The following is a 20,761-nucleotide window of genomic DNA, read 5'->3' on the forward strand; positions in this document are numbered from 1 at the left end:
ACGGGGATAGAGGCGAATCCAAGGAAATCAGTGGTTTGTGAGCGATGCTTCAAGCTGGAGGCGTTGCCTGTGGCAAAAATGCAGCTGGACACGCCACTGCGTGTGCCAATCCGGCGCATCGGTTGCATCTGCGCTATCGAGCCTGACGGGTGATGGTTGCTGCCACGCACACTGATTCGTTGCGATGCTTGGCAGGCGCGGCGGCGCCAAGCGAAATTCGGGCGCAAAGGTGGCCGAGTTGCAAAATATAGGTGCAAGATGCAACCAATTCGAAACGGATGTCCTGCAAGGTCGGTGTCGAATTGGCCCCAAATGAATTGTGGGCTGTATGGGACGGGCTGCCGCGCGCATGAGCCGGGCCGCCCCACAGGGTATCCACATGAACATCGTCAATCTATCTATCCTGAAGAAGATCAGTCTTCTGGTGGTTCTTATGGGCTGCGCTGCCGGCATTATCGCAGCAGTCGGCGCGCAGGGGCTCTTCTCTCTCGGCTCGTCTCTGAAGGATACGGGCGCTCGGGAAGAAGTGGCGCGCGAAGCCATGGATCTTCGCGTCGACATCATCGCTATCAGCCGCATGACCTACCAGCTTGCGCTAGCGCCGGAAAAGGCTGCTGATTTTGCCGCTGAGACGGACAAGCGTTCCAAGGAGATGCTGGACCGTCTGCCCAAGATCGCTTCGACGGCCGACGCCAACGAGCACAAGCTTCTCGAGGATATCCGCGTGACGCTGAATGCCTATTTCGGCAAGATCCGTGACATGGTTGCTGTTGCCGGAACCGAAGCCGGCAAGGATCCGGCCGCGATGGCGGCCGAGCTCGACAAGGTTCTGGACGCCCAGAAGACAGTCACCAGCACGGTCAAGCTTTATAGTACCTCATCGGCCGAATCACTTGCTGCGTCCCGCGCGGGCGCGCTTGCGGCTTCCGGCTTAACTGTCACCCTGCTTTTCACTACGGCCATCATCTGTATCGTTGCCGGTGTTGCCGCAAGCTTTCTGCTGGCAAGCCGCGGTATCGTGAAGCCGATCCGGCACCTCACCGACGTCATGTCCAGCCTCGCCGCCGGCAAGCTCGGCGAGACCATTCCCGGCACCGACCGCAAGGACGAGATCGGCGAGATGGCGCGGGCGCTGCAGGTCTTTCAGGCCAATGAACAGCAGATGCGTGAAATGGAAACCCAGGAAGCTGCGCTGCATGCCCAGAGCAAGGATCTGCAGAGCAGCATCAGCGGTATCGTCGCCGCTGCCGTTGCCGGCGATTTCAGCAAGCGAATTTCGAAAAGTTATGAGGACGAGGACCTCAGGCGTTTTGCCGCAAGCGTCAACGAACTCGTGGAGAGTGTTGACCGGGGCGTCACCGAAGTCCGCCGCGTCGTGGCCGCACTGTCGGATGCCGACCTCATGCAGCAAATGCAGGGCCAGTTCCAGGGCGCATTTGCCGAACTTCAGGCGAACGTCAACACCACCATGGATACGCTGCGCGGCACCATGCTGAACATCCGTTCGGTGGCGGGCACGATCACCTCCAACTCCGGTGAACTGAGCTCTGCCGCCAACCAGCTGGCTCGGCGCACCGAACAGCAGGCGGCGGCTCTTGAAGAGACCGCAGCCGCGCTCGAGGAGATTACGACGACCGTCCGCACCTCCAGCGAGCGCGCGAACGAAGCAAGCCGCATGGTGCACGAGACCAAGGAAAGTGCCGGCAAATCAGGGGCGATTGTCCGCAGCGCCATCGATGCCATGGGCCGTATCGAGCAGTCGTCGCAAAAGATCAGCCAGATCATCTCGGTGATCGACGAGATCGCGTTCCAGACCAACCTGCTGGCGCTCAACGCCGGCGTGGAAGCTGCCCGTGCGGGTGAAGCCGGCCGGGGATTTGCCGTCGTCGCTCAGGAAGTACGCGAACTGGCGCAGCGCTCCGCCAATGCCGCCAAGGAAATCAAGACGCTGATAACGGCGTCGGCCGAAGAGGTGAATGGCGGGGTCTCGCTGGTGCTTTCGACCGGCAAGGCTCTGACCGAGATCGAGGAACTGGTCAATCGTGTCAACGATCACGTGGCAAGCATTGCCCGTGCCTCGCAGGAGCAATCCTCGGCGCTCGGCGAGATCAACACCTCGGTCAACCACATGGACCAGATGACGCAGCAGAATGCCGCCATGGTGGAAGAAACCACCGCTTCCAGCGAGGTGCTGGCCGGCGAAGCCCGTCAGCTTCAGGAACAGCTCGGCCGCTTCCGCCTGGAAAATGGCTCCTACGTGGGCCAGTCGCGTTACGCCGCATAGCCCCCCCCCCGAGATCGACTTTAGAGAAAAGGCGCCGCAGCGATGCGGCGCCTTCTTCTTTTGGGCAGGGTTGATCAGGAGCGGGTAGAGCTGCGTGGCACTCGAAGTGCAGTTTATTTAACCGATTGGTTGACTATTGAATCTTCTCCCGTATAGTAAACCACATGGTTGAATATATGGAGCAAGCTCTGGACGACATCTTTCATGCGCTCGGCGATGCCACGCGCCGGCGCATGCTGCGCGAACTCGCTTTCGGAGAGCGGACGGTCAGCCAGCTTGCTGCGCCCTTCGATATGTCTCTGGCGGCGGCCTCCAAGCACATCAAGGTGCTTGAAGGAGCCGGTCTGATTCGACGGGACGTGAAGGGCCGCACCCATTTCTGCACTCTTGAGCCGGGGCCCCTCGCCAGGGCGCATGAATGGCTTGAATTCTACGAGCGCTTCTGGACCGGTCGTCTCGATGAGCTCGAACGCTTGCTTCGTGAGGAGGACGGGCATGAGGCCCGAACCCGTGAAAGAGGAGAAGAGCAATGACCGAACTTGCAGGCATGCATGCCTTTGGCGAGCTGATCGAGCCCGCTACCCTGAAGATCGAGCGGCTTCTGCCCGGACCCGTCGAACGGGTCTGGTCCTATCTCACGGAAAGTGACCTGCGCAGAAAATGGCTCGCTTCCGGAACGATGGAGATGAAGCCGGGAGCGCCATTTGAACTCGTCTGGCGCAACGACGAACTAACCGATCCGCCCGGCAAACGCCCCGAGAATTTCCCGCAGGAACACCGGATGCAGAGCCGTGTCATCGAAGTGGATCCGCTGCGGCGTCTTGTGTTCTCCTGGGGAGAGCGAGGTCAGGTGTCCTTTACGCTGGAGCCGAGAGGCGGGGAGGTACTGATGACCGTCATTCACCGGCGGATTAGCGACCGGACCAACGAGATCATGATCGGCGCCGGCTGGCACATGCATCTCGAAGTGCTCGCCGCGGCACTCTCTGGCGGACGCACCGAACCATTCTGGGATGGTTGGGCGCGTCTGCGTAAGGAGTATGAGCGCCGACTTCCTGCCTGAGGTGGATTAGGAAGGGTGCGATCGGGTGACGGCGAACCATCAGGCTGTCGGCACGGTACCGCCGTCGATGACAAACTCCGTGCCGGTGATCGCGCCGGCACGCGGCGAAACCACGAAGGCGATGAGATCTGCCACCTCGCGCGGTTTTGCCGGGCGACCGAGCGGGATGCCGCCAAGCGCGTTCATGATAATCTTCTTGCCACCTTCATAGTCCGTACCCGCCTGATTGGCGAGGCGTTCTGCCAAGGCGACGGCCGCTTCCGTCTCGATCCAGCCCGGCGAAATGCGAACCACCCGTATGCCTTTCGGCGCTACTTCCTTCGAGAGGCTCTTGCTGTAGGTGGAAAGCGCGGCCTTCGCCGCCGCATAGGCCGTCGTAGACTCCGGCAGGGGCAGTTGGTGCTGGATCGACGTGACATGCACGATAACACCTGCTCCGCGCTCGATCATACCCGGCAGCAATGCGCGGTCGAGGCGAACGGAGGGCAGAAGATTGTGGCTCAATTCCCTGAGCCATTCGTCGTCATCCAGAGCGGCGAAGCCGCCGGGAGGGGCAGAGGAGCCGCCCACCACGTTGACAAGGATATCCACGCCACCGAGATGTCTCAAGGCCGCGGCCGCGACCTTCGCGCAGCCTTTACTCGTGGTGATGTCCGCTGCGACATAGTGGGCCTTTTCCGAAGCGACCTCCGGCGGGTTACGCGCCGTCGCCACCACTCTTGCACCTGCCTGATGCAAAGCATCCACCACGGCGGCGCCGACGCCTTTCGTGCCGCCCGTCACCAGCGCGCGGGCATCTCTGAGGCCGAGGTCGAAACTGATAGGGTGATCTCCAGTCTTGCGATCGCATCGCCTTCCAGCACGAAGGTGTATCTCAGATCGACGGGGCTTCCGGGGAAATTGCCTGTGACGCGGCCGGTGACGACAATGCCGCCGTTTTCCTCGGCGACCGCGATGGGCTCGCTGACATAGTCGAATTTCGCGGAAGCGTTGGATTTCCAGCGTTGTATCGCGGCCCGGCCGGTATGCATCTTTCCTTCATCGAGAACGACAGCGTTCTCGGTAAAGCATTGCGCCATGTTTGCGCTGTTGATCCGGTCGACGGCGAAATAGGCTTTGATCGGTTTCGGCAAGGTTATCGGCATTGCGGTTCTCCCGGTTCGTTTGCTTTACCGAAGAGATCGCTCTATCCTGAAAAAATGACAAGAACGCACGAAAAAGTAAGGTACTCACCTAAAGGTAAGGAACATGGATACACGAGGGATACCGCGGCGGAAGGTGTCGAAAAAGCTTTGAAATTCCTCGAGGGCCGATGGAAACTTGTGATCCTGTTCCATCTTTTCGGAGGCCGGGTTCTTCGCTTCTCCGATCTGGAGCGGGCAATTCCTGGTGTCTCTCAGAAAATGCTCATTCAGCAGCTCCGGCAGCTGGAAAATGACGGCATCGTACAGCGCATCGTTCACCATCAGGTACCGCCGAAGGTGGAATATTGCCTGACGGAATGGGGGCAGGCGCTGTGCCCCGCGCTCGACTCATTGCTGACCTGGGCCGCACTCCGCGAGGACATGTCCGTGGCAGCGGCCGGATCCGACGGAGAAGGGGCAGGCTAATGCGGGTGAAGGGACACATTGGGTCGAAACGCGAAAAAGCCCGCCATCCGGCGGGCTCAGATTGCTGACAAAGTCCGTATTGAGCGCAGTTGTCCCCTTGTCCGCCATGCCGGACTTGTTCCGGCATCCAGCTGCGCGATGTCCATCGCGCATAAGACTCCCTTGCGATCAAGGACTTGATCGCGCTGGATTCCGGCTCAAGGCCTGAATGACGACAGTGGGTGTGGCACCGCCATCACAAAAGACAATCGGAAAGGCTTTGTCAGTAATCTTAGCCCGCTATCCGGCCGGCTTCCAGCATCCGTGTGGGACCGGAAGAATCAGCCCTTGCTGCCCTTGGCGATCGGCTCCTGATAGGTGAAGCCCATATCCCAGGGGAAGTAGATCCAGGTGTCCTGCGAGACCTCCGTGATGAAGGTATCGACGGTCGGAACGCCCTTCGGCTTGGCATAGACGCAGGCGAAATGAGCGTTCGGGAGCATTTCACGTACTTCCAGCGCCGTCTTGCCGGTGTCGGTAAGGTCGTCAACCACGAGCACGCCTGCGCCACCGTCCGTGGCAAGCTCGGCCGTGATGCCCTTCAGGAGCTGCGTTTCGCCCTGATTGACGTAATCGTGGCGGGTGGCGATGCAGACCGTGTCGATCAGGCGGATGTTGAGTTCGCGCGAAATGATTGCTGCCGGTACGAGACCGCCGCGGGTGATACAGACGATACCACGGAATTCCTGATTGAGGCTTGCCAGCCGCCAGGCAAGAGCGCGCGCATCGCGGTGGAACTGATCCCAGGAAACGGGAAAGGCTTTATCGGGCAGGGACATCAGACTAAAAGCTCCGCAAGGGCGAGGGTTCATATTCGCCGGCCGGCCGGCATCCTTTTTTGAAGACCGGTCCGTTGCGGAGGCGCACGTCGTCATCGACGTCTCGCTACCAAAAACGGCAAACGCGCGGACAAGCCGCGCGAGTGACGCCCACAAGGGGCTCAGGTCTCTGGCCGCTGCTATTAGCGGCATTCCGGGCCCGAAGGCAAGGGCTTCTCGCCGCTCTCCAGCCTTATCGCGAAAGGAGCGTCAACGCCGTCATCGAATCGAGAACTGTGCGGGTAACGCCGCCAAACAATGCCTCCCACCAGCGCTTGTGGCTGTAGGCGCCCATGACCAGCAGATCGATGGAGCTGTCAGAGAGGCGGTTTTCGATAGCCGCGGAGGCCGGAAGCTTGTCCGATTCCTGACGGACGACCGTGACATTGATGCCATGGCGCGCCAACGCGGCGGCGATTTCGGCACCCGCCATTTCAGCCGACTGCATCGACGTTTCCGGAGGATCGACGGAAAACACCTCGACCGCTTCGGCTGCCCTGAGGAAGGGCAGGGCGTCGAAGGTGGCGCGTGCCGCTTCCCGCGAACCGTTCCAGGCGATGAGTACGCGTTTGATCGGCTTCGGCTGCTTGAGGATATAGGGAACCAGAAGGACCGGACGTCCGCTTTCGAACAGGAAGTTTTCAAGATCGGCGCGGCTTTCCGAAAGCAGACCACTTTCGCCCTGGCCAGCAACTACCAGATCGACGGATCGGGCGCTGTCGATCAACGACGCGGCGCTATATCCCGCGGAAGAGACGAAGCTGCGCCATTCATGAGAGGTGCCGTTCCGCTCGGCGGTGGAGCGGAAGACTTTCTCTACCTCCACCGTCTCCTTGTGGGCCATGTCCTGAAGCGCCTGAACGGTGGCGGGATCCGGAATTTCCATCGGCGCTACCAGCGGCACGGCGGCGAGCGCCTCGGCGTGCAGCCCGACGACGTGGGATCCGAACTGTTCGGCAAGGAAAATGGAAAAATCAGTGATTTGTTGCGCGTCCTTCTGCATGTCCAGGACGGCAAGAAGTGTTTTGTAACCCATGGTGGTCTCCTCGGCGGTGTTCAATTCGGTCCCGCGTGAACATATTGCCGCGGGAGACTGGTCCCTTCCTTGACTTCGGTCAATAGAAAGCCGGCTCAAGCCAGCTCGCCGGTGCCGAGGTCGCGGACCCGGGCGGCATCCTTTTCCGCGGTGATCTTGGCAATCATCGCCTCGATAGCGACGGCCGCCGCATCGACGGCTGCCGCATCGCGGGCGCGCACCACGAGTTCGGTCGAAAAGCGCTGGCCATCGAACTGCGGGTAGGAGCCGATCGAAGTATCCGGATGCGCCTTCTGCACGCCGGCCAGCAGCGTCCCGATATCGCCCTCGCCGAACGGGCAGGCGATGGAACGGGAGATTACCTTGGCTCCGGCGGGAAGGGTGGAGATCACATTGTCCAGCATGGCCTGGAAGACCTGCGGAACGCCGGCCATCACATGCACATTGCCGATGACGAAGCCGGGCGCTGTGGAGACCGGATTAGGTATATGGCGCGCGCCGCGCGGCATGCGGGCCATGCGCTGGCGCGCCTCGGTGAATTCCATGCCTCGGCGTTGATACATCTCGCCGAGCAGGCGCATCGCATCGGCATCGTGCTCGCACGGCACCCCGAAAGCCGCCGATACGGCATCGGCAGTGATATCGTCATGGGTCGGACCTATGCCGCCCGAGGTGAAAACGTAATCGTAGCGGCTGCGCAGCGCGTCCAGTGCTGCAACGATCGCCTCCTCCTCGTCTCCGACGATGCGCACCTCCTTGAGGTCGATGCCGGCAACCGTCAGCATGTCGGCGAGGTGGCCGATATTCTTGTCCTTGGTACGGCCCGAAAGCAGTTCGTCGCCGATGGCGAGCATGGCGGCCGTCTTGATGATTGCCTGTGTCATGGAGGTTATGGAATCCCGATATTGCGTCGTGTCAGAACCTAGTCCTGTCTCCTTCGGAAGCAAGAGCATTGTCCTGTGGTTCGGGTCCGAAAATATGTCGGTAATGCAAATGCAAGGAAAAATCGTTCACCGGGATTGAACACTCCGTATCAGTGTCGTCATCTGGTGAACGACGAATAGCTGCTATAAATTCCCGTCATCGATCACGACGGATATCTGACATGATCTTCGACTTCTTGAAACGGCTGCTCAGCGGCCAACCTCAACCGGTAATCCCAGCAAAGGAAAGCAAGCCAATGGCAAAGGTACTCGTACTCTACTACTCTTCGTATGGTCACATTGAAACCATGGCCTATGCCGTGGCCGAAGGTGCAAAGTCGGCTGGTGCCGAAGTCACCGTCAAGCGCGTTCCCGAACTGGTTCCGGAAGAAGTCGCCAAGAGCTCGCACTTCAAGCTCGACCAGAAGGCCGAGATCGCTACCCCGGCGGAACTCGAAAACTACGACGCCATTATCGTCGGCGCTGGCACCCGTTTCGGTACCGTCGCTTCGCAGATGCGCAACTTCTGGGATCAGACCGGCGGCCTGTGGTTCACCGGCAAGCTCGTCGGCAAGGTGGGCTCTGTCTTCACCTCCTCCGCAACCCAGCACGGCGGTCAGGAATCCACCATTCTCGGCTTCATCCCGACGCTTCTGCACCACGGCATGGTTGTTGCCGGCCTGCCTTATGCCTTCCAGGGCCAGATGGGCGTTGATGCCGTCAAGGGTGGCTCGCCTTATGGCGCTTCGACGATCACGGACGGCGATGGCTCGCGCCAGCCCTCGGAAGTCGAGCTGGAAGCTGCCAAGTTTCAGGGCGCGCATGTCGCCAAGCTTGCTGCAAAGCTCGCCTGATCGGTTTCTGTCCGGTGATGAGTGGGGCGGAGAATTCATTCTCCGCCCTTTTTCTATGGTTTCGCTAACTATTGCATGGTTTTCTCAACGAATAATTAGAGTCTTGGGTCGCTGAATCCTGTCAGAAAGGACAGGACGAACGGCCATGAACGAACGCAGAGCGCAACCAAGGTCGCGTGCCCTCAAGGCGGCACGCATTATTTTGCCAGGTGGATATTCCACCTTCGATTGCATGGTCCGCAATCTCTCCGAGGGCGGAGCAAAGCTGGTGATGGAAACCACGGCGGGCGTACCCGACGAGTTCAATCTGAGATTTGAGGACGGCAGCATGCGCCCTTGCAGGGCATGCTGGCGTAATGCCAAGGAACTTGGCGTTTCCTTCGGTACGGCTAACGCCGCCTGACCCGGATCTCATCGCGCCGCTGGCGCGGACAGCACCTGAGCGGTGCTCGTCCCTGATGTGACGGTTGATGCCCAAAAATGCCGGATGACATTCATCAATTGGTGCGGACGACGGGGGTCGAACCCGTATAGCCAAAGGCTGAGAGATTTTAAGTCTCTTGCGTCTACCAGTTTCGCCACGTCCGCGCGGGCTTCTATGTCCAGCACTTGGCGGATTCGGTCAAGTACCGCTGCCCCGGAATGTGTTCGGCCAGGACGCCCTTGTTTGCATCCTGAGTTTGGAATTTCGCGTCGGTCGGACAACCGCGGCCCGCTCAGTGGTGGGCGACGACGGTAAAGGGCTGTTCGACGCCGGTGGTTTTCTGGCCGAGCGTGTCGTTGATCGTGTAGCGCAGACGATAGGCACCCGGTGCCGCACCATCGATATCAAGGGTGAGATGAGTGTACATCTCCTGGTTCCGCGCATAGCCGGCAAACGAAAAAGTGCCGAAATTTTTCTGACTGGCCAGTATTTCACCCTTGCTGTCGATCAGTTCGAAATCGACCGTAAAGTTCGAGTGCTGCAGCCCGTCATCCTGCCTTTGCCAATTGAGACCGATGAGTTCCACATAGGTGATCAGCGGCTCTCCGGGTTCGAAGACCGGTTCCTTTCTCGGCTTGTAGGCGCCGTAGCCCTTCGGTCTTTCGGTCACGAAGACCGCCTTGCCGACGGTGAGGGGCAGCAGGCCGCCAAAATCGGCGAAGGCATCGCGCATAGCTTCGAACGCACCGACGAAATCGCTCCTGTCGGCCTTTTTCTCGGCCTCGGCCGCTGCCGTTGCAAGCATTCCTGCCGACGCTTGTGAAACCAGGAGGGCTGCCGAGACTGCGAGCGCAGCCGGTTTCAGCCCGTAACTTGTGATCTTCCTCATGTGCACGACATCCCCGCCTGCGAGTCACCCGCGCCAAGTCTGGTAGAAAGCGGCGTGCCGTCAAGCCGGCAGGGCCGCCTCTTTCATCAGTTGCGCCAGAAAATTGGCATCAGCAACACAAGCACGGTGAGGACTTCCAGACGTCCGAGCAGCATCATGATCGACATGATATAGAGTTCGGGATCGTTGAAGCTCGAGAAATTTCCGACCGGACCGATCAGCGGGCTGACGCCTGGGCCGACATTCGAGAGTGCCGTGATGACGGCGGAAGTCGATGTCATCATGTCATAGCCCAAAGCGGCCATGGCCATGCTACCGAGCACCCAGAGGAAGATATAGGCGCTGAAAAACAGAAAGACCGTGCGCTGTGTCTCGGCATCGACAGTCTGGTTGCCGTAACGCACCGAGTAGACGGCGTTGGGATAGATAAGCTTCTTCAGGCCGGTGCCGAGGATGTTGAACAGAATGACGAAGCGGTAGGCTTTGATGCCGCCGGCCGTGGACCCTGAGCAGCCACCGATAAAGGTGGCGAAAAAGGCGGCCATGATGGTGAAGGGACCCCATCCGAGATAATCCTGGCTGGAGAAACCGGTCGTGGACAGGATGGACGAGAAGTTGAAGAAAGCGTGTGTCAGGGCATCAGGGAAAGGTTCGCCGTTCCGCAGGTGATTGTAGATCGCCGCAGACAACGAAAAGGCGATGACATACCCCAGAAAGACGCCGATCTGCGGATCGCGCAACGCATCCAGGCGACCACGAACCGCCAGCACGATCAGGATCGAGAATGGCAGGCTCGATATCGTCATGAAGAAGGTCGACACCCACAAGACGGCGTTGCTGTTGAAATAGTCGAAAGAGGCATCGTGGGTCGAAAAACCGGCGGTTGCGACCGTAGAAAATGCGTGGTTGATCGCGTCGAAGCGGCTCATTCCGGCAAGGGCGTAGCAGATGGCGCAGGCAAGCGTTATGCCGACATAGATGGCGATGAAGGCACGGGTGAAGGTGGCGAGCCGGGCGAATGGCTTGTCGCTGGTGTCGGAGGATTCCATCTTGAAGAAAGACATGCCGCCGACGCGCAGGAACGGGAGAACGAACAGTCCGAGAGCCACGATGCCGATACCGCCGAGCCATGCCAGCAGCGAGCGCCACATCAAGAGGCCGGGCGGCATCGAATCAAGCCCTACGATGACGGTGGAACCGGTGGTGGTAATGCCGGAAATTGATTCGAACAGGGCCTGAGCAAAACTGAGGTCCGCGTCGGAAAACATGAAGGGTACTGCGCCGGCCAGCGAGAATACGGCCCAGAGCACATTGACCAGCAGGAAGCCGAGCCGTTTCGTGAACATCGGCGGTGCACCGCGTGTCGCCATGGCGGCAAGCAGAGAAACTCCTCCGACCATGAAGGCGCAGGTCGTGAAAACGCGCCAGTCGGAGTGGCCATAATAGAGGTCGACCATCGCGGGAACCAGCATTGCGATCGACAGATAGAGACCGCAAAGGGAGGCGATGTAGACAACGGCTCGGAGGGTGTTGGCGTTCAAGGATGAGAAACCGGTTTTCGAGGTCTTGCGCAAACAGGCTTTGTCTCCGCCGCCTGTCTATGCCATAGCGAGACCGACCCGAAAATTCAACGGATGGAAAAAGTGACGCACAAGGACGTCGAGGCAGCGCTGGAAGCCATGCGGGGCCTGTTCCCCGCCACGCCGCTGCAGTTCAGCGAGCATCTGAGCGCCCGCCATGGCGCTAATGTCTACCTGAAACGCGAGGATCTGACGCCGGTTCGATCCTACAAGATCCGTGGCGCCTTCAATTTTCTGCGCAAGATCGTGGCCGATGGCGCCGAGGGCAAGACCTTCGTCTGCGCTTCCGCCGGCAATCACGCCCAGGGCTTCGCTTTCGTGTGCAGGCATTTCGGTGTGCCGGGGATCGTTTTCATGCCGGTCACCACGCCGCAGCAGAAGATCGACAAGACCCGCATTTTCGGCGGTGAGTTCATCACCATCCGCCTGTTCGGCGATATTTTCGACCAGTGCTATACGGCGGCCCGCGAGCATGTCGAGGCGATTGGCGGCTATATGGTGCCGCCTTTCGATCATGACGATATCATCGAGGGGCAGGCGACGGTTGCGGCTGAGATCGCCGAGCAGTTGCCGGAAGATGTGACGCCCGATCTCGTCATTGTTCCGGTTGGCGGTGGTGGCCTGTCCGCCGGTGTCACCGGCTATCTGGCCGATCGCCTCGGTCGCGATGCCTTCCTCTTTTGCGAGCCGGCTGGTGCGCCGAGCCTCAGGAAGAGCCTTGAGGCCGGAGAAATCGTCACACTGCCGAAGGTCGACAATTTCGTCGATGGCGCAGCTGTTGCCCGGATCGGTGACCTGAATTTCGCAGCCCTGAAGGATTTCTCGCCCAAGCAGGTGATGATCGTGCCGGAGAATGCGATCTGCGTAACGATGACCGACATGCTCAACGTCGAAGGCGTGGTGCTGGAACCTGCGGGCGCCCTTTCTCTTGCGGCACTCGATCTTTTGCCGCGCGAACGTCTCGAGGGCAGGACGGTGGTTGCAGTCGTCTCCGGTGGAAATTTCGATTTCGAACGTCTCCCCGACGTCAAGGAACGCGCGATGCGTTATGCGGGGCTGAAGAAGTACTTCATCCTGCGACTGCCGCAGCGTCCGGGCGCGCTTCGCGATTTCCTCAACCTGCTGGGTCCCGACGACGACATCGCCCGTTTCGAGTACCTGAAGAAATCCGCCCGCAACTTTGGTTCGATCCTGATCGGCATCGAAACGAACCGGCGGGAGAATTTCGCGGAGCTGGCGAGCCGGTTTGAAACGGCAGGGCTGGGTTACGAGGATATCACCGAGAACGAAATCCTCGCCAACCTCATCATCTGAGTTCGGGTCGTTCTCCGAGCCAGTCTATGATCACGCGGGCAAGCGCTGCCGTCGTGCCTGGCGATAACGCATCGCCAGCGATGACATGCTTCTCGGGATCTCCGACGGGGCCCGGGTCGAGTAGCCGATGGGGACCGCCCCACCGGTTTGAAACGGCGTAAGTCTTGTCGAAGCGAACGACTCTATCGGATGGCGACTGGATGAAGAACGCCGGTGTCGCAAAGCTTTCCACCCGACAATGGGACGCCAGCCTTACAAGCTGAGCCATGGGCAGGAGGGCTTCGACAGGATATGTCGTCGTCCAGAGCTTCGCGTGGGCAGCGTTTATCGGGTCGAAACTCCGGTGGGAGCCGAGGACCAGATGGGCGATCAGGCGGGCGAAGGGAAGCGTCAGCAGGAATGCACCGCGATTGGCGATAGCATAGTTCGGCGACAGGAATACTGCGGCCGCCACGCGGCCGGAGAACTGCGGCAGTGACATCGCGTAAGTGGCAAGCGAGGCGCCGGTCGAGCAGGCCATCACCACGACTTTCTCCCCGAGCCGTTCGCCGATCGCAAGCGCTTCCGAATAGTCCTCAAGCCACGCCTCCAAGCAGGCTTCGGCCATGGCGTCTCCTGAACGTCCATGACCCGTAAGCCGGGTAAAGAAGAGATTTGCGCCGAGTGAAGTTGCAACCAGATCGGGCAGGGGACGTAGTTCGCCGGCCGTGGCGGAGAAGCCGTGGATGTAGATGATCGAGATGCGGCTCTGCGCCTTATCGTTTGGGTCCGCCCAGACGATGTGCTTGAGTGCGTGCGGCCGGATATCAGCATATCTGGCCTCGGACATGGCAAGATACGCCTCCGGATCGGCCCCGATGGTCGCCGGATCGAAATGCGGACAATGTCCGGCCTGATGGCCGGCGATCAGCGCGAATGGGCACGGCATGGGCGGCCCGGCTCTGCTCCGTGGTTCGTTTGAAGCCTAGCCTGTCCTGTTGGAAAGACAAGATGATGTCGGTCCATCTGGAGAGGCGAGCCATCTTGTCCCTCCTATCGCCCTTAGATGGAGCTTCCGCAATTTCCAGACCGCCGGGACTTTTTCTCCGTCACTCTATGTGGTAGCCAATCGCCATGGCTTCCTTTCTTTCGAACATCCTGTCCGTTTTCTCCGGTGGCTCCAAGGGAGCGGCACCGTCCGCGCCCGCTGCTGAGCCTCAGGCCTATCAGGAGTGCCTGATCCACGCCGCACCGATCCGCGAGGGTAGCCAGTATCGGCTGGCCGGAAAGATCGAGAAGCAGGTGAACGGCGAGACGCTTGAGCGCACCTTCATCCGGGCCGACATCTTCACGTCGCTCGATGATGCGCTGGAATGCACCTTCCGCAAGGCGCGCCAGATCATCGACCAGAACGGTGCCTCGCTTTTTTCCGATGGCGAGAAGTCGCGCAACGTCTGACCGTGGCAGGTGCGAGGCTGCGACGGCGTAGCGCATCATAAGTCTTTCCGCATCGCAAAAAACCACCTGTCACGAACACGTAATCTTAAATGATTGTCGCTTGTATTGACCGATCAATATCTTGTTGAATCGGTTCGCACCTTGCGATTTTTATTTATTGTTCACCCGTTTTTCCGGCTTGCGGCACTAGCGTTCGCTACCCTTGCTGCACCGGCTAAGGGCGTCGCAGCATCCGCCCCAGGAGATACCGCCTCTGCAGCTGGCAATATCGCCTGGCTGATGGCAGCTGCTGGCATGGTCATGATGATGCAGGTCGGCTTCCTCCTCCTTGAAGCCGGGATGGTGCGTTCCAAGAACTCGATCAACGTCGCTCAGAAGAACCTTCTGGACTTCGTCTTCGGAGCGGTCGCCTTCGCTGCGATCGGCTTTATGTTCGCTTTTGGCGCTTCCGGTTGGCTTCCGGTCGGTGTCGATGGTGATTTCTTCTTTCTCCAGAGGCTCGATAGCTGGGAATCCGCCTTCTTCGTCTTTCAGGTGATGTTCTGTGGCACGGCTGCTACCATCGTCTCGGGTGCCGTTGCCGAGCGCATGAAGCTCGCAGCCTATGTTTTCGGCTCCATCTTCCTTTCCGCGGTGATCTATCCGTTCTTTGTACATTGGGCCTGGGGAGGGGCACTGGGCCCCAATTCCGGTGCATTCCTCGCCAATCTCGGTTTCGTCGATTTCGCCGGTTCCACGGTGGTTCATGCGACCGGCGGCTGGATATCGCTTGCGGCCTGCGCCGTTATCGGTCCTCGGCTGGGGCGCTATGACAGTGAGGGACGACCGGTCCGGATCGCGGGGCATAGTCCCGTTCTGTCGACGACCGGCGCCCTTATCCTTTTCTTCGGCTGGATCGGCTTCAATGGGGGCTCGACGCTTTCGGCCAATGCGGACGTGGCTCCGATCATCCTCAATACGGTGCTTGCCGGGGGCATCGCCTGCTGCGTCGGTTATGTGCTTGGATATATGCAGGATCAGATCGTTTTGCCGGAGAAGTCGCTCTGCGGCATGCTGGGCGGACTGGTTGCCGTAACAGCCGGCTGCCAGGTTCTACAGCCGGGTGGAGCACTGATCGTCGGCGCTCTCGGAGCCGCGGTAGCGATATTCGCCAACGACTTCCTGGAGCGCAAGCTGAAGATCGATGACGCCGTCGGTGCAATCGGCGTTCACGGCTTCGCCGGTGTTGCCGGCACGCTCGCCTTGGCGTTGCTGGCCCCGGTTGATCGCCTGCCCGCTGGCGGACGATTGGAGCAGCTATATGTGCAGGCATTCGGCTCGGCACTGAATTTCTACTGGGCATTCGGCCTCGGCTGGATATTCTTCAAGGTGCTGGACAAGACGCTTGGTATCCGTGTGTCGGGCGAGGTCGAGGAGATCGGCCTCAACGTTGCCGAACACGGCAGCCGGCTGGGTGTCGGCCATGTGGAGCAGGCATTGTCGGATCTCCTGTCCGGCGCGGCGGACCTGAGCCGCAGGCTTCCTGTCGAAGCGGGTGACGAGGCAGAGAACCTGACCGCGCTTTTCAACCGCTTGATGGACAACATCCAGACCGAGGAAAGAGCACGCGAGGAGGAACGCTCGCTGAAGCGCGACGACGAGGAAGCCGAGCGCGTTACGGCCCTCGCCAACGCCACCTTCGAGGCCATTGTCATCTATCATGATGGGATCATCCTCGATGGCAATGAACAGCTGGCGGAATTGATGGGTGTTTCTCTTGATCAACTGATTGGCCGGCCTATCCGGGATGTTCTTGCTGCAGATCAGGCAGAGGCCGACGCCATGACAGGCGCCGAAGGCGGTTTCGACATGGAGATCAGCCTGCTGCGCGACGATGGCGAGGTTATCCCGGTCGAGATGAAGGGGCGCGAGATTGTTTATCGCGGAAAACCCATGCGTATCGGCTGCCTTGTCGATCTTCGCGAGCGCAAGCGTGTCGAAAACCAGATCCGCTACCTTGCCCAGCATGATCCACTGACATCCCTACCGAACCGGGCGTTGTTCAACCAGAGGCTCGCAGATAGCGTGAGGGATATACGGCGGCAGGGCGGATGCGCCGTGCTGATGATCGATCTGGATCACTTCAAGGATATCAACGATATCCACGGGCATCCCGCCGGCGATGCAGTGATCCGCGAGGCCGCTGACCGTCTGCAACGTATACTGGGAAGTCATGACGTCGCCGCCAGGCTTGGCGGCGACGAGTTCGCCATCATCCTGTCCCGAATCAATTTTCAGGCCCAGGTCGAGGATTTCTGCGGCCGGTTGGCGCAGTCGTTCCGCAAGCCCTTTGAAATAGGGGGCGGCGATTTGATCAGGTGTGGTGTCAGTATCGGCGCCGCGATGTGTCCAGACCACGCAGAAACGGTTGAGGAACTGGTCGGCCGCGCGGACGTGGCACTTTACCACGCCAAGAATTCCGGTCGTAATACGTTCCGTATCTTCAAGCCCGGCATGAATACGCTGATCGAGAAACGCCGTGCCCTTGAGGTGGACCTCGACGCGGGCATCGCAAGGGGTGAGTTCGAACTTTTTCTGCAGCCGCGTGTCGACGTGGTTTCCGCCGAGGTGACGTCCTATGAAGCCTTGCTCCGCTGGCATCACCCGGAACGCGGCATCGTCAGCCCCGTCGATTTCATTCCGGTGGCCGAGGCTTCCGGCAAGATCATCGCGCTGGGTGAATGGGCCATCCGCGAGGCATGCCGCATGCTTTCGCTTGAGGCGAACGTTGGCAGGCTTTCCATCAATGTCAGTCCGATACAGTTTCGCCACACCGATTTCCGCCGTCGTCTCGACGAGATCGTGCGCACAGCCGGCGTGGAGACGAAGCGGCTGGAGCTTGAGATCACCGAAAGCGTGTTGATCGATGACGACAAGCGGGCGCTCAAGATCCTCAACGAACTCAAGGTGAGCGGCTACGAAATAGCGCTCGACGACTTCGGTACCGGTTATTCTTCCCTGTCCTATCTGAGCCGCTATCCCTTCGATACGATCAAGATCGACCGCGGTTTTGTCTCCAACCTGGGGGAGGAAGGTAGCGCAGAGGCGATCGTTCACTCGATCATCGATCTTGGCGGCAGACTTGGTATGACCGTGGTCGCCGAAGGTGTGGAAACACTGGAGCAGGCTCGCTTCCTGGCAAGGTCCGGATGCGATGAACTGCAGGGATATCTGCTCGGCCGACCGCAGCCGCTTGACAAGATTGCGCTCTCAGTGCCGGCCGAAGTGGTGGCTGGTCTAGCCATGGAAATACATGGTGGAGCAGAGACGCCAGCAACTCAACGTGCGTCGTGACGCGTCGAAGATTGCTTAACCCTACCGCTAAGGGATCCGGGGCCGCCTTTCGAACGACGATAAAGCCTGATAATGCGTATGCAAGGCGTTGATCTGTCGCCTTAGGTGAAGGACATCGAGCATGCAGACGTGGAACCTGGCCTTGTTCGTCAGCGAAGCGGTTCTCTACTTCGTCCTGATGACGACGCTCCTTCATTTCCGGCACCGCATTGGCCTTGGTGTCTTTCTGACGGCGCTTGGGGTCATGCACTTTGTTGAGACCTATCTCGCGGCGGTCTTCTATATCGAGCTTCCCTTCGGCGTCGTCTCACCGGGCTCTTCCGTGTTCTTCGCCGGCAAGCTGATGCTGATCCTGATGCTCTACATCAAGGAAGATGCGTCCACCGTACGCCAGCCGATCTACGGGCTCTTTCTAGGCAATCTCGTGACGGTTGCAATGGCGCAACTTCTGCTGCTGCACCAGACGGTCGAGCCGACGGCAGCGCAGGCCGCCGACATGACCTTCCTGCGGGAGATGGGCCTGCTGATGATTTGGGGCACGACGCTGCTCTACGTCGATTCGCTCGGCATCATCCTCCTTTATGAGCGGCTTGGTCGGATGATGCCGCGCCTTCCGGTCGCCAGATTCTGGCTTTCCGGCGCTCTCGTGTTGACCTTCGACCAGATCGGGTTCTTCGCGCTCCTGAACTATCTGTTTGATACGCCTCCTGAAGTCTTCTGGGGAGGCTGGCGTGCCAAGATGGTGTCGCTCATCCTGTATTCGGCAATGTTCGCGATTTACCACCGGCTGCTGCGGGGTGGTGGCGTATTGCACTCTCGGCGTCCGATCCGGGATGTGTTCAGCGATTTGACGTTCCGCGAACGCTACGAGGACCTGCTGTCCCGGACGGGGCGCGACGTGCTAACCGGGGTGTTCGATCGCAGCCGGATGGAGATTGAGGCCCCGCGCCTCCTTCGCGAGTCGCTGAAGGAGGAGGAGCCGGCCAGCCTGATGATTATCGACGTGGACTATTTCAAGTCGATCAACGATCGCTTCGGCCATCTACGCGGCGATGCATTACTGAAGGAGATCGCTGGCTGTCTTCAGTCCACGGTCAGGCCGCAGGACCATCTCTTCCGCTTTGGCGGTGAGGAATTCGTGGTGATGTGTCCACGCACAGCCTATGCGGAAGCGTTGCTGCTTGGGGAAAAGCTGTGCAGGACTATCCGCAATCAGGTCAACAATCCCACCGGCGAGGCCGTAACCATCAGTCTAGGCATTGCCGCCGCCCCTGAGGACGGCGGCAGTTTCAACAGTCTACTGTCACTGGCAGACGAGCGGCTTTATCAGGCCAAGAACGATGGCCGAAACCGAATCGTAGGCCGGCCGATCGCAGAGGCTTAGGCAGCCTTGGCCAGTTCCTGGGCGCGAGCCTGAGCGGCGCCGATTGCCTTCTCCGCAGCTTCCGGACCGTAGGCCACGCCTTCGATGCGGATCGCCTCGATATCGGTGATGCCAATGAAGTTCAGGACGCGGCGGAGATAGGGCTCAGCAAAGTCCAGAGCGGCTGCGTCGCCGGAGTAGATGCCGCCGGAAGCAATCACGAGGTAAGCCTTCTTGCCCTTCAAAAGGCCGACCGGGCCGTTCTCGGTGTAGTTGAAGGTGCGACCGGCGCGGGCGACGTGATCGACCCAGGACTTCAGGATCGAGGAGATGCCGAAGTTGATGAAGCCGCTGGAGAGAACGATCGTGTCGGCAGCCAGCAGTTCATCAACCGCTGCGTCGGAGACGGCGATGGCCTCCGCCTGAGCTGGCGTGCGATCAGCCGGGGCAAGACGGATTGCCGAGGAGAAGTCGCTGCCGATGTGCGGCAGGGGATTTGCGGACAGGTCGCGGTCCACGACAGTGGAGCCGGGGGCCTTCTTCTGCAGTTCGTCGACGAGCTGCAGGGCGATCTTGGTGGAGAGGGAATCGTCACCACGGGTGCTGCCGCGGACGAGAAGAATGGAGGACATGGTCTTACCTCTTGATCTGGAATTGGTCCCCGCAGGTCCAGGGAGGAGACCTTTGCGGTGCAAGACAGATAAGTTGCGCGACCAATCGAAAAAACTGTGATAATATCGATCCTCTCAATCGATAATTTGGATAGAAGCATGTTGCCCAATCCCACACTCGATCAGCTGCAGGTCTTTGTTGCCATTGCAGAAACCGGCAGTTTCTCCGCCGCAGCACGACGTCTAAACCGGGCTCAGTCCGTTATCAGCTACACGATCGGCAATCTGGAGGCTCAGCTTCAGCTCTCGCTGTTCGAACGCAGCGGCGCGCGGCAGCCGACGTTGACCGAGGCGGGGCGGGCAGTGCTGGAGGATGCCAAGCGCATTATCGCCGATCTCGATGGCTTGAGGGCGCGCACCAAGGCGCTGACTGAAGGGCTGGAGCCGAAATTATCGGTGGCCGTCAGCGTCATGGTGCCGGATTTCACGGTGATGGCGGTGTTGACGCTTTTCCAGCAGACTTTCCCAACGGTGCCGCTGCACCTCACGGTCGGTTCTCCCTTCTTTGTCGCGAGAATGGTTGACGAGGGGAATGCGGACATTGCCATCGGCGGCGCGACCAAGGAAGCCAGCGGCGGTGTCGTCGAGCGGAAGATCGGCCATTCCTTTATCGTTCCAGTGGCTGCTCCGCAGCATCGTCTGGCGGCGCTGGGACGGCGGCTGAGCTTCGCCGATGTTGTTGACGACGTGCAGATCGTCGTGACCGATAGCGCCCGGCCACTCGACGATCGGGGCTTCAACATCATTTCCCGGCGCAGGTGGCACGTCAGTGACATGACCACCAAGCACAGGCTGGTGCTCGCCGGCCTCGGATGGGGTGGGGTGCCTCTCGCCATGGTGCGGGACGATATCAAGGATGGGCGTCTCGTCCGGCTGGATGTCGAACCCTACGAACAATTCGAATATCCGCTGGCGGCTCTCTGGCGTGTCGCGACACCACCGGGGCCAGCCGGGCGCTGGCTGGTTGATCGTTTTGCCGAACGCCTGTCGAACTGCCCCGACAACATGACGGATGCCATAGCGCATATCACCAGTGACGACGATCCGGCGGCAGCTAGAATGAAGAGAGCCGCTCCGGCGGTGTTGCGCGAAGCGGTCTGATCGACTTTCAGGCCGATGCGTA

At 59.9% G+C, this 20,761-nt stretch carries 20 protein-coding genes and 1 tRNA gene; 11 read left to right on the top strand and 10 right to left on the bottom strand.

Features of this window, described 5'->3' with window-relative positions:
• Positions 1 to 379: 379 nt before the first annotated feature.
• From H4I99_RS12725 to H4I99_RS12735, 3 genes are all read left to right on the top strand, one after another.
• Complete coding sequence (locus tag H4I99_RS12725) at positions 380 to 2,284, top strand: methyl-accepting chemotaxis protein (protein WP_163905032.1); 1,905 nt, start codon at positions 380 to 382, stop codon at positions 2,282 to 2,284.
• Between the two features lie 176 nt (positions 2,285 to 2,460).
• A complete protein-coding gene (locus tag H4I99_RS12730; RefSeq protein ID WP_244625070.1) occupies positions 2,461 to 2,817 on the top strand; it encodes an ArsR/SmtB family transcription factor in 357 nt (118 codons plus the stop codon).
• Positions 2,814 to 3,347, top strand: coding sequence for an SRPBCC family protein (locus tag H4I99_RS12735; protein WP_163905036.1), 534 nt, complete (start codon positions 2,814 to 2,816; stop codon positions 3,345 to 3,347). The genes H4I99_RS12730 and H4I99_RS12735 overlap by 4 nt, the downstream gene beginning before the upstream one ends.
• A gap of 39 nt (positions 3,348 to 3,386) precedes the next feature.
• Here the strand turns inward: H4I99_RS12735 and H4I99_RS12740 are convergent, their stop codons facing one another.
• Positions 3,387 to 4,169 carry an SDR family oxidoreductase gene (locus H4I99_RS12740; protein ID WP_163906273.1) on the bottom strand — a complete coding sequence of 261 codons (783 nt, stop codon included), beginning with the start codon at positions 4,167 to 4,169 and terminating at the stop codon, positions 3,387 to 3,389.
• Complete coding sequence (locus tag H4I99_RS12745; RefSeq protein ID WP_163905038.1) at positions 4,127 to 4,492, bottom strand: nuclear transport factor 2 family protein; 366 nt, start codon at positions 4,490 to 4,492, stop codon at positions 4,127 to 4,129. Before H4I99_RS12745 ends, H4I99_RS12740 begins: the two co-directional genes overlap by 43 nt.
• A 54-nt stretch (positions 4,493 to 4,546) precedes the next feature.
• Here H4I99_RS12745 and H4I99_RS12750 point away from each other — a divergent pair, with 54 nt between their 5' ends.
• The gene (locus tag H4I99_RS12750) at positions 4,547 to 4,957 is read left to right on the top strand and encodes a winged helix-turn-helix transcriptional regulator (protein ID WP_163905040.1); all 411 of its coding nucleotides are present in this window, start codon (positions 4,547 to 4,549) and stop codon (positions 4,955 to 4,957) included.
• Between the two features lie 320 nt (positions 4,958 to 5,277).
• On the opposite strand, the gene gpt is transcribed toward H4I99_RS12750, so the two are convergent.
• The 3 genes from gpt to H4I99_RS12765 all read right to left on the bottom strand — a co-directional run bounded on the left by gpt (position 5,278) and on the right by H4I99_RS12765 (position 7,734).
• Positions 5,278 to 5,775 carry a xanthine phosphoribosyltransferase gene (gpt, locus tag H4I99_RS12755; protein ID WP_163905042.1) on the bottom strand — a complete coding sequence of 166 codons (498 nt, stop codon included), beginning with the start codon at positions 5,773 to 5,775 and terminating at the stop codon, positions 5,278 to 5,280.
• Positions 5,776 to 6,007: 232 nt separating this feature from the next.
• Entirely contained in the window at positions 6,008 to 6,850 is an 843-nt protein-coding gene (locus H4I99_RS12760; RefSeq protein WP_163905044.1) for a universal stress protein, read from the bottom strand.
• 95 nt (positions 6,851 to 6,945) lie between these two features.
• A complete protein-coding gene (locus H4I99_RS12765; RefSeq protein ID WP_163905045.1) occupies positions 6,946 to 7,734 on the bottom strand; it encodes a competence/damage-inducible protein A in 789 nt (262 codons plus the stop codon).
• A gap of 296 nt (positions 7,735 to 8,030) precedes the next feature.
• On the opposite strand from H4I99_RS12765, the gene wrbA reads away from it, so the two are divergent.
• Entirely contained in the window at positions 8,031 to 8,627 is a 597-nt protein-coding gene (gene wrbA, locus H4I99_RS12770) for an NAD(P)H:quinone oxidoreductase type IV (protein WP_163905048.1), read from the top strand.
• A 145-nt stretch (positions 8,628 to 8,772) separates the two neighbouring features.
• The gene (locus H4I99_RS12775) at positions 8,773 to 9,030 is read left to right on the top strand and encodes a PilZ domain-containing protein (RefSeq protein ID WP_163905049.1); all 258 of its coding nucleotides are present in this window, start codon (positions 8,773 to 8,775) and stop codon (positions 9,028 to 9,030) included.
• Positions 9,031 to 9,129: 99 nt separating this feature from the next.
• On the opposite strand, the gene H4I99_RS12780 is transcribed toward H4I99_RS12775, so the two are convergent.
• The 3 genes from H4I99_RS12780 to H4I99_RS12790 all read right to left on the bottom strand — a co-directional run bounded on the left by H4I99_RS12780 (position 9,130) and on the right by H4I99_RS12790 (position 11,481).
• Positions 9,130 to 9,215, bottom strand: a tRNA-Leu gene (locus tag H4I99_RS12780).
• Between the two features lie 128 nt (positions 9,216 to 9,343).
• Positions 9,344 to 9,940 (bottom strand): hypothetical protein, encoded by a 597-nt coding sequence (locus tag H4I99_RS12785; protein WP_163905051.1) that lies wholly within the window; start codon positions 9,938 to 9,940, stop codon positions 9,344 to 9,346.
• An 86-nt stretch (positions 9,941 to 10,026) separates the two neighbouring features.
• On the bottom strand, positions 10,027 to 11,481 hold the full coding sequence (locus tag H4I99_RS12790) for a TrkH family potassium uptake protein (RefSeq protein WP_163905053.1): 1,455 nt from the start codon (positions 11,479 to 11,481) through the stop codon (positions 10,027 to 10,029).
• 102 nt (positions 11,482 to 11,583) lie between these two features.
• Between H4I99_RS12790 and ilvA the strand changes: the two genes are divergently transcribed.
• Positions 11,584 to 12,834, top strand: coding sequence for a threonine ammonia-lyase (gene ilvA / locus H4I99_RS12795; RefSeq protein ID WP_163905055.1), 1,251 nt, complete (start codon positions 11,584 to 11,586; stop codon positions 12,832 to 12,834).
• On the opposite strand, the gene H4I99_RS12800 is transcribed toward ilvA, so the two are convergent.
• Positions 12,827 to 13,762 carry an alpha/beta hydrolase gene (locus tag H4I99_RS12800; protein WP_163905057.1) on the bottom strand — a complete coding sequence of 312 codons (936 nt, stop codon included), beginning with the start codon at positions 13,760 to 13,762 and terminating at the stop codon, positions 12,827 to 12,829. The two genes, ilvA and H4I99_RS12800, sit on opposite strands and share 8 nt — an antisense overlap.
• 185 nt (positions 13,763 to 13,947) lie before the next feature.
• On the opposite strand from H4I99_RS12800, the gene H4I99_RS12805 reads away from it, so the two are divergent.
• From H4I99_RS12805 to H4I99_RS12815, 3 genes are all read left to right on the top strand, one after another.
• Positions 13,948 to 14,271 carry an HlyU family transcriptional regulator gene (locus H4I99_RS12805; RefSeq protein ID WP_099057626.1) on the top strand — a complete coding sequence of 108 codons (324 nt, stop codon included), beginning with the start codon at positions 13,948 to 13,950 and terminating at the stop codon, positions 14,269 to 14,271.
• 141 nt (positions 14,272 to 14,412) lie between these two features.
• A complete protein-coding gene (amt, locus tag H4I99_RS12810; protein ID WP_244625072.1) occupies positions 14,413 to 17,604 on the top strand; it encodes an ammonium transporter in 3,192 nt (1,063 codons plus the stop codon).
• Between the two features lie 121 nt (positions 17,605 to 17,725).
• Entirely contained in the window at positions 17,726 to 18,988 is a 1,263-nt protein-coding gene (locus H4I99_RS12815) for a GGDEF domain-containing protein (RefSeq protein WP_163905059.1), read from the top strand.
• On the opposite strand, the gene H4I99_RS12820 is transcribed toward H4I99_RS12815, so the two are convergent.
• The gene (locus H4I99_RS12820; protein ID WP_163905061.1) at positions 18,985 to 19,599 is read right to left on the bottom strand and encodes an FMN-dependent NADH-azoreductase; all 615 of its coding nucleotides are present in this window, start codon (positions 19,597 to 19,599) and stop codon (positions 18,985 to 18,987) included. The genes H4I99_RS12815 and H4I99_RS12820 overlap by 4 nt on opposite strands.
• Positions 19,600 to 19,737: 138 nt before the next feature.
• Here H4I99_RS12820 and H4I99_RS12825 point away from each other — a divergent pair, with 138 nt between their 5' ends.
• A complete protein-coding gene (locus H4I99_RS12825; RefSeq protein ID WP_163905062.1) occupies positions 19,738 to 20,739 on the top strand; it encodes a LysR family transcriptional regulator in 1,002 nt (333 codons plus the stop codon).
• The last annotated feature ends 22 nt before the right edge of the window (positions 20,740 to 20,761 follow it).

It is taken from the genome of Paenirhizobium daejeonense (assembly GCF_014280875.1).
Lineage (GTDB): Bacteria > Pseudomonadota > Alphaproteobacteria > Rhizobiales > Rhizobiaceae > Allorhizobium > Allorhizobium daejeonense.